9 protein-coding genes are annotated in these 11665 nt (G+C 71.4%); 8 read left to right on the top strand and 1 reads right to left on the bottom strand.

The features are described from left to right. The first annotated feature begins 108 nt into the window (after positions 1 to 108). On the top strand, positions 109 to 606 hold the full coding sequence (locus VZQ01_RS13365; protein WP_223746150.1) for a single-stranded DNA-binding protein: 498 nt from the start codon (positions 109 to 111) through the stop codon (positions 604 to 606). Between the two features lie 151 nt (positions 607 to 757). Here the strand turns inward: VZQ01_RS13365 and VZQ01_RS13360 are convergent, their stop codons facing one another. Next, positions 758 to 1435: a succinate dehydrogenase/fumarate reductase transmembrane subunit gene (locus VZQ01_RS13360; protein WP_426748010.1), complete on the bottom strand. Its 678-nt coding sequence runs from the start codon at positions 1433 to 1435 to the stop codon at positions 758 to 760. Between the two features lie 265 nt (positions 1436 to 1700). Between VZQ01_RS13360 and hslO the strand changes: the two genes are divergently transcribed. From hslO to VZQ01_RS13325, 7 genes are all read left to right on the top strand, one after another. Then, positions 1701 to 2591 carry an Hsp33 family molecular chaperone HslO gene (gene hslO, locus VZQ01_RS13355; RefSeq protein ID WP_267697935.1) on the top strand — a complete coding sequence of 297 codons (891 nt, stop codon included), beginning with the start codon at positions 1701 to 1703 and terminating at the stop codon, positions 2589 to 2591. A gap of 34 nt (positions 2592 to 2625) precedes the next feature. Continuing rightward, the gene (locus VZQ01_RS13350; RefSeq protein ID WP_141324630.1) at positions 2626 to 3657 is read left to right on the top strand and encodes a Glu/Leu/Phe/Val dehydrogenase family protein; all 1032 of its coding nucleotides are present in this window, start codon (positions 2626 to 2628) and stop codon (positions 3655 to 3657) included. Positions 3658 to 3777: 120 nt separating this feature from the next. Beyond that, a complete protein-coding gene (locus tag VZQ01_RS13345) occupies positions 3778 to 4527 on the top strand; it encodes a phosphoribosyltransferase (protein WP_426748009.1) in 750 nt (249 codons plus the stop codon). Between the two features lie 19 nt (positions 4528 to 4546). Next, the gene (gene selB / locus VZQ01_RS13340; protein ID WP_426748008.1) at positions 4547 to 6463 is read left to right on the top strand and encodes a selenocysteine-specific translation elongation factor; all 1917 of its coding nucleotides are present in this window, start codon (positions 4547 to 4549) and stop codon (positions 6461 to 6463) included. Further along, entirely contained in the window at positions 6460 to 8976 is a 2517-nt protein-coding gene (locus VZQ01_RS13335) for an ATP-binding protein (RefSeq protein WP_426748007.1), read from the top strand. The genes selB and VZQ01_RS13335 overlap by 4 nt, the downstream gene beginning before the upstream one ends. Then, the gene (locus VZQ01_RS13330) at positions 8973 to 10418 is read left to right on the top strand and encodes a sigma-54-dependent transcriptional regulator (RefSeq protein WP_426748006.1); all 1446 of its coding nucleotides are present in this window, start codon (positions 8973 to 8975) and stop codon (positions 10416 to 10418) included. The genes VZQ01_RS13335 and VZQ01_RS13330 overlap by 4 nt, the downstream gene beginning before the upstream one ends. Before the next feature lie 420 nt (positions 10419 to 10838). Continuing rightward, positions 10839 to 11663 carry a GNAT family N-acetyltransferase gene (locus tag VZQ01_RS13325; protein WP_426748005.1) on the top strand — a complete coding sequence of 275 codons (825 nt, stop codon included), beginning with the start codon at positions 10839 to 10841 and terminating at the stop codon, positions 11661 to 11663. Positions 11664 to 11665: the final 2 nt, after the last annotated feature.

Here is an 11665-nt window from a genome sequence, read left to right as displayed (position 1 = left end):
AGGGCGCACTGCTATACGTGGAAGGCAACCTGCCAGGGCTGATGCCCGGTGGGCCCGTAGCCCCCCCGTGGTGGGGGGGTACTCGACGAAAAGGAAGAGGGAGCAGTCATGGCAGGAGGCGTGAACAAGGTCATCCTCATCGGCAACCTGGGCGCGGACCCCGAAGTGCGGTTCACCCCGGGAGGTCAGGCGGTCGCGAACTTCCGCATCGCGACCAGCGAGAGCTGGACCGACAAGAACGGCCAGAAGCAGGAGCGGACCGAGTGGCACCGCATCGTCGTCTGGGGAAAGCTCGCGGAGCTCTGCGGCGAGTACCTGAAGAAGGGACGGCAGTGCTACGTCGAGGGCCGCCTGCAGACGCGTGAGTGGACCGACAAGGAGAACCGCAAGAACTACACGACCGAGGTCGTGGCCAACGCGGTGACGTTCCTGGGCGGCCGTGACGCCGGGGACAACATGGGCAGCGGCGGTGGTGGTGGCGGGCGCCGGAACTTCGGCTCGCAGCCGCGCGGCGGCGACAACAACGACTACGGCCAGCCGCCTCCGATGGATGACGGCATGGGCGGTGGCGGCGGCGGCAACAACGAGGACGACATCCCGTTCTGAGCCGTGTCGGGACTCCGGCCGCTCCGGTCGGACACCCCAGAAGCGAACCGGCCGCTCCCCGGAAGGACTCGGGGGCGGCCGGTGTGCTTTTCGAGACGTGTGGACCGTGAGGAGGGCACTCCTCTCGGAGTGCCCGGTGACACAGGAAGGCCTAGTGGCCCGCGGGCCCGAGGGCCCCGCCCGCCTGGTACAGCGCGTAGATGGCGCTCCAGGCCATCGCCGTCAGCAGCAGGAAGATGAGGATGGAGACCGGCTCGAAGCGGCGCATGGCGCGCTCGGAGCCCAGCAGGCCCCAGCCCATCGCGAAGCCCTGGAGGCCGTTGGCCAGGTGGTACGCCGTGCCGAGCGTGCCCAGCAGGTAGACGACGAGCGTGGGGCCGTGGAAGTGCATCTCCCGGGCGATGTCCTCGAACATCTCCGGGTGACCCAGCATCAGGCGCGGGCGCAGGAAGGCCAGCCAGATGTGGGCGCCCAGGAACGCGAGCACGCCCAGGGCGCTGACGCGCTGGAGGATGTACTTGAAGTTGCCGTAGTTGTTGTAGCGGTTGTTGTTGGGCCGGAAGCTGAAGAGCCTCACCAGGCCCCAGCCCGTGTGGAACACCAGCGGCAGCAGCACGATGATGAACGCCAAGTATTCGGCGTACGGGTTGGGGTACTTGGTGACGGCGTTCTGCCACGCGGCTTCGCCGCTGAAGGCGGCCAGGTTGTTCCACAGGTGGTTGACGACCCAGAAGCTCAGGGGAACCACCGCGAGGAACGAGCCCAGGCGGGACTTGAGGAGCGGAGTCTTCGTTGCAACGGCGTCGGCGGTGGCGGCCTGGGTGCTCATCGTTTCTCCAGCGATGGCGCGCGGGCAGGTGGCCGCGCCCCAGCTCAAGGTCAGGTGACTGACTGTCGGTCGGCGGTTTATAGCCGTTCCGGCCACGACGCTGGATTTCTTCCGCACATGCGCATCCCAGCCTTCGCGCATGGAGGCATAAGCCTGGACTTATGCGTCACCCCGGCCGGGCCTGCTGCCGGGCCGGCATGCGACGGGGCGTCCGCCTTCTGACGTTGGCGGGCACGCCGGGCTCGGGCACGCTACTCGCCCTGTCATGTCCGATGAGCTCGTCAGTGGATTGCTGAAGAAGTCCGATGTCCGCGTGGTGCTGGCCCTCACCACGCAGCTGTCCCGCCAGGCCCGGGCCACCCACCACACCGCCCCGGCCGCCGCGGCGCTCCTGTCCCAGTCCCTCACCGCCGCCGCCCTGCTGGGCGCCCTCCAGAAGGGCGACTCCCGCGTCAACCTCCAGCTCGAGTGCGACGGCCCCTTGAGGGGCCTCTTCGTGGACGGCGACACGTCCGGCCTGGTGCGGGGCTACGTGAAGAACACGCTCGTGGAGTACACGGGCAGTGACGACCAGTACCACTGGCGTCCCGTGCTGGGGAACAAGGGGTTCCTCTCCGTCCTGCGCGATTTGGGCGGCGGCGAGCACTACCGCTCCTCCGTGGAGCTGGAGCGCTTCGACCTGGCGGGCGACCTGGAGCGCTACTTCCACCAGTCCGACCAGCTCCCCTCGCATGTGGTGCTCGCGCAGCTGCCCGCCGAGGTGGGCGGCAAGCCGGAGTCCCTGGGCATCGTCGCGGGCCTGCTCGTCCAACCCTTGCCCAACGCCGACCTGGAGGTCTTCCAGGCGCTCGGTGAGCGGCTGCGTCGTGACGCCGAAGGCGCCCTTCGGGCCCATGCCCCCGCGGGTGCGTCCGCGGTGCTGCGGGCGCTGCTGCCGGAGGCGGACTTCGAGGTGATGGCCCGCTATCCGTTGCGCTTCGGCTGCTCGTGCAGCGAGGACCGCGTGAAGCGCGCGCTGCTCGCCATGGGGCGCGAGGAGCTCCAGGACCTGCTGGAGAAGGAAGGGCAGGCTGAAGCAACGTGTCAATTCTGCACGACGCGCTATGTCATTCCAGGAGATGAAATTCGGCGCATGTTGGAGACCGGCTCGGTTTGACTTGGGTGCGTGGCCTCGGTAGAGGCCGCGCGCCATGAGTTACTTCACGCAACTGCTCGAAGGCGGCTACGAGGCCGTCCATCTGCTCAGCGATTCCCGCACGGGACTTCGCGCCATCGTCGGAATGCACAACACGCGACTCGGCCCTGGGCTGGGTGGCACGCGTGCCTTGTCCACGTACACCAGCGAGGAGGAGGCCGTCGCGGACGCGCTCCGGCTGGCGCGCGGGATGACCTACAAGGCGGCGCTCGCGGGCCTGCCGCACGGAGGTGGCAAGGCGGTCATCATGCTGCCCCGGAGCAACTTCGACCGGGCGAAGCTGTTCGAGTCCTTCGGTCGCGCGGTGGAGTCGCTCGGCGGCCGCTACATCACCACCGAGGACAGCGGCACCAGCACCGACGACATGGAGCACGTGCGCAAGCACACGAAGAACGTCGTCGGCCTGAAGGAGCGCAGCGGAGACCCGTCGCCCGTCACGGCGTACGGCGTGGCGCGCGCCATGGAGGCCACCGCCAAGCACGTCTTCGGCAGCGCGGACCTCAAGGGCCTGCGCGTCACCGTGCTGGGCGTGGGCCACGTGGGCATGTACCTGGTGAAGGAGCTGCACGAGCGCGGCGCCCACATCTTCGTGAGCGACATCAACGCGGCCAGCGTGGAGCACGCGGTGAAGCAGTACGGCGCCACGGCGGTGGACGCGGACACCCTGCACCGCATGGAGGCGGACGTGTACGCCCCGTGCGCGCTGGGCGGCGCCATCAACGACACCACGCTGCCCCTGCTCAAGGTGAAGGCGGTGTGTGGAGCAGCCAACAATCAGCTGCTCACCATGCGCCACGGCGAGCAGCTGGCCAGCCGGGGCATCCTGTACGTGCCCGACTACGCGGCCAACGCGGGCGGCCTCATCAACGTCGCCCAGGAGTGGGCGGGGTACGACCGGGAGAAGGCGTACGCCCGGGCGGCGAACATCTTCGACACCATCGACACGGTGCTGCGGCGCGCGAAGGAGTCGGGCCTGCGCCCCGAGCAGGTGGCGGACCGGATGGTGGAGGAGAAGCTCCAGGCCTGAGGGCCGTGAGGTCCCCACCGCCTCGTGTGTCCGTGAGGTGGTGGGGATGTGAGCGGGGATGTGGCCAGGGCGCGCGCCTCGGGGTATGACGGGGCCGCACTTCAGCCGGAGCTCACCGCCGTGGCCACCAAGCGGGCAGCACCCGGGCCCAAGGCCCAGGGCAAGCGCAAGCCCACCGCGAAATCCTCCCCGAAGCCTTCGTCGTCGAAGAAGGCCCCCGCGAAGTCTCGTGTCGCGTCGCCGTCGTCGGCCGCGCGCGAGCAGGCGCGCAAGCTGGTCTCCATCCCGACGGACATGGTCCTGGCGCCCCAGGCGGAGGCCCCCCGTCAGCCGACGGGCAAGGACCAGTCGCGCAAGCGCACCGCGGGTGTGCTGCGCGAGCTGTCCTGGGCGCAGCTGGACCGCGCCGTGCAGCAGATGGCCGACGACATCCGCCAGTCCTTCCAGCCCGAGGCGGTGGTGGGCGTGGCGCACGGCGGCGTGTTCGTGGGCGGCGCGCTGGCGTCGGCGCTCGGGTGCGCGTTCTTCCCGGTGCGCATCAGCCGCCGCAGCAGGGACCGCGGCGACAAGGCGCATCCGCGTGGCGGACCGAAGCCCGCGAACGAGATGCCGCGCGAGCTGAAGGGCAAGCGGGTGCTCATCGTCGACGACGTGGCGTCCAGCGGAGACACGCTGGAATTGGCCATGGCGCTGGCGCGCGAGGCGGGGGCGAAGAAGGTGTCCACGGCGTGCCTGGTGGTGAAGCCGGACGCGTACGCGCCCCAGTTCGCGGGCATCTCCACGGGGGCGCTCGTCGTCTTCCCGTGGGACTACGCGCCGGGCACCGGCGACGCGCGCTTCGACGAGGACCCGGACAAGGCCGGAGCCTGAGCCGTGCCGCGGTGATGCGATGATTGTCGGCACGGCGGGCCACATCGACCACGGCAAGACGTCGTTGGTGAAGGCCCTCACCGGCATCGACACGGACCGGCTCCAGGAGGAGAAGCGCCGCGGCATCACCCTGGAGCTGGGCTTCGCGCACCTGACGCTGGATGACGGCACCGTCGCGGGCGTCGTCGACGTGCCCGGCCACGAGCGCTTCGTGAAGGCGATGGCCGCGGGCGCCGGCGGCGTGGACCTGGCGGTGCTGGTGGTGGCGTCGGACGAGGGCGTGATGCCCCAGACGCGCGAGCACCTGGACATCTGCCGGCTGCTGGGCGTTCGCGCCGGCGTCGTCGCGCTCACCAAGTCGGACCTGCTGGACGAGCCCGGGCCCGAGTGGCGCGCGCTGGTGGAGGCGGACCTCGCCGCGCTCACCGCCGGCTCGTTCCTGGAGGGCGCGCCCGTGGTGCCGTGCTCCACGCGCACGGGCGAGGGGCTCGCGGCGTTGCGCGCGGCGCTCACCCGGGCGGTGGGCTCGCTGGGGAAGCGCCCCTCGGAGGGGCCCACGTTCCTCCCGGTGGACCGCGTCTTCACGCTCAAGGGCTTCGGCACGGTGGTGACGGGCACGCTGCTGTCGGGCACGGTGGCGGTGGACGACGCGGTGTCGCTGCTGCCGGGCACGCCCGGCCCGCTGCGCGTGCGCGGGGTGCAGCAGCATGGCCGGGCGGTGGCGCGAGTGGAGGCGGGCCAGCGCGCCGCGGTGAACCTGCCGGGCGTGGAGCCGGAGGCGCTCCACCGGGGGCAGGTGCTGACGCGCGCCGGAGAGCTGCCCGAGACGCGCATGCTCGACGTGGAGCTGACGCTGCTGCCCTCCGCGCCGTCGCCCCTGCCGCGCCGCCGCAAGCTCCTGCTGCACCTGGGCACCGCGCAGGTGGAGGCCACGGTGGCGCTGCTGGACGTGGAGCGGCTGGAGCCCGGCGAGACGACGCTCGCGCAGCTGCGCCTGGACGCACCCGTGGCCGCGCTCGTGGGGCAGCGCTTCATCCTCCGGGGCTCGCGCGCGCTGCCGGGGCGGGGCGCGACGGTGGCGGGTGGGCGCGTGCTGTCGATTTCCCCGCCGAGGCGCCGCAAGGGCGGCGCGTCCATCGTGGCGCCGCTGCGCGAGGCGGACCCGGCGGGGCAGGTGGCATGGCTGCTCCGGCAGGCGGGCTATGCGGGGCTCACGCAGCAGGCGCTGTTCGGCTGCTCGGCCTTGGGGCCCAAGGTGCTCACGCGCGCGCTGGAGCTCCTGGGCGCCCGGGGCGCGGTGGTGCTGTTGGACCGGGAGAGCCGGCTGTACCTGTCCGGCGAGGTGCTCGAGGGGTTGCAAGGTCGGGCGCTCGCGGTGCTGGCGGCCTTCCATGAGCGTGAGCCCTTGCGTGAGGGGCTGTCCCGCGAGGAGCTTCGCCAGCGGCTGTCCGGTGAGCTGGATGCGAGGGCCTTCCAGCGGGTGTTGCAGGGGCTGGGGGATGCCGGGAAGCTGGAGGTCGAGCGGGACCTGGTACGCCTGAAGGGGCGTGGACGCGCGCTGTCGTTGGGGGACGAGGCGGCGCGGGCGCGGCTCGCCGCGGAGCTGTCCGCCGCGGGTCTGGCGCCGCCCACCGAGGGCGAGCTGTCCCAGAAGCTCCAGCTCCCGGCGCCCCGCCTGCGCGAGCTGCTGAAGCTCCTGGTGGCCGAAGGCAAGGTGGTGCGCGTCAGCGAGGAGCTGTGCTTCGACGCGGGCTGTCTGGAGGCCTTGAAGGAACGGCTGGTTGCCCACCTGCGCGAGAAGAAGGACATTACCACCCAGTCCTTCAAGGAATTGGTGGGACAGAGCCGCAAGTTCGTCATCCCTCTGTCCGAGTACTTCGACCGGGAGAAGGTGACGCTCCGGGTGGGCGAGAAGCGGGTTCTGCGTCGCGGATGAGCACCAGCCACTACAGCGAGGCGTCGCTGCGCGCCCTCATCGAGCCCTTCGGCAACCCCGTGCTCGCGGTGGTGGACGGGCGTGTGTCCGCGGCCAATGACGCCTACCTCGCCCTCTTGGGGCTGCCCCGCGAGCGGGTGGAGGGGCGCTCCGTGATGGACTTCGTCCAGCCCGAGGAGCGCAGCCGGCTCATCGAGCGCTACCGCCTGGTGGAGTCCGGCGGGGCCATGGAGGCGAGGACGCAGGTCTACCAGGTGCCCTCGGCCGACGGCGTCACGCGCGAGGTCGCCCTCTACGCGTCCCGAATCCCGCTGGAGGGCGGGCGGCACGCGCTGCTGCTCAACCTGCTGCCGCTGACGGACAAGCCCCCCGAGCTGTCCATGGCGGAGCGGTTGGTGGAGACCTCGGCGAGCCTGGTGTCCGCGCACTCCGAGGACGCGGTGCGCCGCGTGGCCCTGAAGGGCCTGGAGGCCGCGGGCTTCCGGGTGCGGCTCCTGCGCTGGGATGGCCTGCGGCTGAACCCGTTGGATGGTGGTGCTCCTCCGCCGGACGTGGCCCTGGGGCTGGAGGCGCTGTCGGACGGGCGCCCCGTGTTCGGCGGCGCGGAGCGGGCCTCGCCCACGCACGTGTACCTGCCCGTCGGCGGCCCCCAGGTGGAGGTCCTTCGCGTGGAGGGCCCGTGGGTGGCGCCCCGGCATGGCTCGGTGCTGACGCTCTTCGCCAAGGTGGTGGGCGCGGCGCTGACGGACGCACGCGTGCAGTCGGACAGCACGCGCAGCCGGTGGGAGGTGGGGGCCGTCGCGGAGATGGCGCGCTTCGTGGCGCGGCCGATTCCGCCCACGCCCGAGGACTTCCTCTCGCGCGTGTCGGAGCTGCTGCTGTCCGAGGCCGCGGCGCTGCACCTGACCCGGGGCACGGAGGGGCCGCTGGTGCTGTCGGCCCACGTCGGCCTGACGGAGGTGGTGGGCCCGGGCGGCGATGTCGCGCGACTGGGTGGGGTGATGGGCGGCTCGGTGCCGGACGCGCTGGATGGCGACCTCACCAGCGAGGCGCAGGCCCAGGCGCTGCGCGAGGCCTCGCAAGGCACGCTGGGCAGCGGCGCGGCGGTGCGGCTGGCGCGGGGCGGCGAGGTGTGCGGCGTGCTCCAGGTGCTGCGCGCGCCGGACCGGCCCTTCGACGCGCGGGACGTGCGGCTGTTGGGGACGCTGTCGGAGCTGCTGATGACGTTGCTCGAGCAGCGCCGGCTGCGCTCGGAGTCCGCGCGCCAGCTCACCGAGACGCGGCTGCTCCTGGATTTGGCCCGGACGACATCGGGCGTGCTGGAGACCTCGAGCATCCTCGACGTGGCGTCGGACTTCCTCGTCCACCTGCTGGATGTCTCCAACTGCTACATCATGCTGTACGACGAGAGCGCGAAGGTGCTCCGGGGCGCGGCGGCCTCCGCGGCGCACCGCGACTTCTTCCGCACGGTGGTGTTGTCGCTCTCCAGTGACAGCGTGGCGGCGCGCGCCGCGCGCGAGCGCAAGCCGGTGGTCATCGAGGACGTGGAGGCCTCCGGCGGCGGCTTCAATCCGCAGCTCGTCCAGCGCTTCGGGGAGAAGGCGCTCCTGGCGCTGCCTCTCACCTCGCGCGAGGAGCTCATCGGCGTGGTGCTGGTGGACGACACGCGCCGCGCGCGGACGTTCAGCCCGGAGCTGGTGGAGCTGGCGGAGGCCACGTGTGGCCAGCTGTCGCTCTCCATCGCCAACGCGCGCCTGTACGAGTCGCTGTGGGCCAGCTACGCGGAGCTGGCCGCCACGCGCGCGGAGATGGTGAAGCGCGAGCGGCTGGCCGCGCTGGGCGAGCTGTCCGCCATCGTCGCCCACGAGGTGCGAAACCCCCTGGGCGTCATCTTCAACGCGGTGGCCTCGCTGCGCCGGCTCCTGGAGCCCTCTGGCGACGCGGCCATGCTGCTGGACATCCTGGGCGAGGAGAGCGACCGCCTCAACCGCATGGTCGGTGATTTGCTCGACTACACCCGGCCTCGCGACCCCGTGCTCCAGCACGAGGACCTGAGCCGCGTGCTCCAGGACTCGCTGGAGGCGGCGCGCGCGCAGGGGGGGGCGCCGGACCGGCCGGTGCGAATCGACGCGGAGGTGGAGCAGGGGCTGCCACCCGTGCCCATGGACCGCCGGCTCATCCGCCAGGCGCTGGTCAACGTGGCCGTCAACGCCATCCAGTCCATGCCGCAAGGGGGGCTGGTGCAGGTGCGCGCGCGCCGCGAGGCCCACGCGGGCCGCGAGCAGCTGCGCATCGACGTGGCGGACCAGGGGCCGGGGATTCCCGCCGAGCTGCTCCACCGCGTCTTCGAGCCCTTCTTCACCACCAAGGCCCAGGGCACCGGCCTGGGGCTGGCTGTCGTGAAACGAATCCTCGAGGAGCACCGCGGCGAAATCGCCGTGGACAGCACCCCCGGTCGCGGTACCACCTTCACCTTGCGGCTTCCCCTCTCGCAGCCCCCGTCCTTCCCATGACCGACGCGAACCTCCCGCCGTCCCGCGGACGCATCCTCGTCGTGGACGACCAGCGCAACATGCGCGCGACCACCGCGCTGCTCCTGCGCGCCGAGCACTACACCGTCTTCGAGGCGGGCACCGGCGAGGAGGCCCTGGCGCACCTGGCCGGCGGCAGCATGGACCTGCTCCTGACGGACCTGAAGATGGAGCCCATGGACGGGCTCACGCTGCTCCGGCGCGCGCTGGAGGTGGCCCCCCGGCTGCAGGTCATCATGATGACGGCCTTCGGCTCCATCGAGAGCGCGGTGGAGGCCATGCGGCTGGGCGCGTACGACTACGTCACCAAGCCGTTCAAGGAGAGCGAGCTGCGCTACCGCGTGGAGCGCGCCCTGGAGCGCGCGCGCCTGCTGCGCGACGTGGACAACCTGGCCACGGACTTCAACGAGCGCCACGGCCTGTCCGCGCTGGTGGGGCGCAGCGCCGCCATGAGGGACCTCACCTCGCGGCTGATGCGCGTGGCGCAGAGCGACGCCACGGTGCTCATCCAGGGCGAGAGCGGCACGGGCAAGGAGCTGGTGGCGCGCGCGCTCCACGCGCACAGCCGCCGCAAGGGGCGCTCCTTCGTGCCCGTCAACTGCGCGGCCATCAGCGAGACGCTGCTGGAGAGCGAGCTGTTCGGCCACGCGAAGGGCGCCTTCACCGGCGCGGTGAAGGCCCGCCGGGGCCTGTTCGAGGAGGCCGACGGCGGCACGCTCTTCATCGACGAGGTGACGGAGACCAGCCCCACCTTCCAGTCGAAGCTCCTGCGCGCGCTGCAGGAGGGCGAGGTGCGCCGCGTGGGCGAGTCCACCGCGCTGCGCGTGGACGTGCGCACCGTGGCGGCCACCAACCGCGACATCGAGCAGGAGGTGCGCGAGAAGCGCTTCCGCCAGGACCTCTACTACCGCCTCAACGTGGTGACGCTGCGCGTGCCGCCCCTGCGCGAGCGGCTGGATGACGTGCCCGCGCTCGCCGAGCACTTCCTGGGGCGCGCCAACGCCCGCAGCCCCAACCCCCGGCGCCTGTCCGCCGCCGCGGTGACGCACCTGATGAGCTACGACTTCCCCGGCAACGTGCGCGAGCTGGAGAACCTGGTCGAGCAGGCCGCCGCGCTCTCGGAGAGCGACGAGTTGCTGCCCGAGGACTTCCCGCTGCGCCAGGCCCGCCTGACGCCCGTCGCCGGCGCCAGCCCCCTGGGCGCGCTGGACGGCCCGGGCAGCCCTCCTCCCGGCACCAGCGCCGGGCCCACCCTGGCCCAGGTGGTCGAGGACGCCGAGCGCCGCGCCATCGCCCAGTCCCTGGAGCGCCACGGCGTGGACCTGGCCCGCGTCGCCGACGAGCTGGGCGTCTCCTCCACCACCTTGTGGCGCAAGATGAAGCGCCTCAACCTCCGGCCGCCCAACGAGGTGGGTCGGGAGTAGGGTGGAGTTGGACGTGTAACTTTTGCGCACCCGTGGATTCAGATCCGAAATGAACGGGGTTCATCGGTGAAAAACACAACCGCCCGGACTCATTGGAGATTTTCAGTTCTGAAAGCCGATTGCAGGGCTGAAATGCAATCGCCGGGGTGGGCCAGTGTTGGGCAGACCTCTAAGTGCCTGAGAAAACTGGAGTTTGTCCCAAATCGGGGTCTGGCACGGCGACTGCTATAGGTTCACGCGGGACACATCGAAGCGAGGCTGAAGGCGGTTCCCCCCCACCCCTTCAGCACTTCCGGTGAGTCACCTTCAGAAGACCCGCGGCCCGACCCTCCCCTGGAGTGTCGGGCCGCCTTCTTTTGTGCTGTCGGACGTTGAGTCAGGCTCGCGTCGGTATCGCTCCTTCTAACCGGAGGCAGGCCGATGACGGTGGATGTGGGGCCGTGTCCGTGGGTGCAGCGGCCCGGACGCGCCGACGATTACCCGACGTACGTCAGGCTGTTCGCGGAGCTGGGGCTGGAGGACCCTCCGCCGCCGGCGTCCATGTGGGAGCAGGAGCTGGCGGCTCGTACCTTCCTCGTCGAGGGGCAGGGTGGGGTGGTGGGGTACACGTCCACGGAGGCCCTGGGCGTCATGGGGTACGTGGGGCAGCTCGTGGTGGCGCCCGCCGCGCGTCGTCAGGGGCTGGGGCGGTGGATGATGCTGAGGACGGCCGAGCGCTTCCGGGCGCAGGGCTGCCAGCGCTGGTCCCTCACGGTGGTGCGCGACAACACCCCGGCCCTGGAGCTGTACGGCTCGCTGGGGATGCGGCGCGCGCGGCAGGCCACGGACCTGGAGGTGACACGGGCCCACGTGGCCACGCTGCCCGAAGCGCCCCGGGGCCTGAAGACGTCGCCGGTGGAGTCGGCGGATTGGGAGCCGCTGACGGAGGCCTTCGGGATGATTCCGGGCAAGCTCGCGCGCTTCTCTTCACTCGCCTCGCACCAGCTCTGGAAGCTGACGCGCGGGACGGAGCTGCTGGGGCTGATGGACCTGCGCTCCGGCGGCGCGGTGCTCTACCCGTTCTTCGCGGTGTCCCTCGCGCATGCCCGGGCGCTCCTGGAAGACGCCTTCACCCGCGTGGGGCCCTCGCGTCAATCGATGGGCGTGGTGATGACGGACAACGAGCCCCTGGTGGCCGTCCTGCGGAAGGCCGGCGCCCGCACGCGCCTGGAGACGTACGAGCTGCGCGGCGAGCTCCCGGGCTGACG

Source organism: Myxococcus faecalis (genome assembly GCF_050039385.1).
Classification (GTDB): Bacteria; Myxococcota; Myxococcia; order Myxococcales; family Myxococcaceae; genus Myxococcus; species Myxococcus fulvus.
Note: the sequence above shows the minus strand (reverse complement) of the source record. Positions and strands in the feature narration are given on the sequence as shown.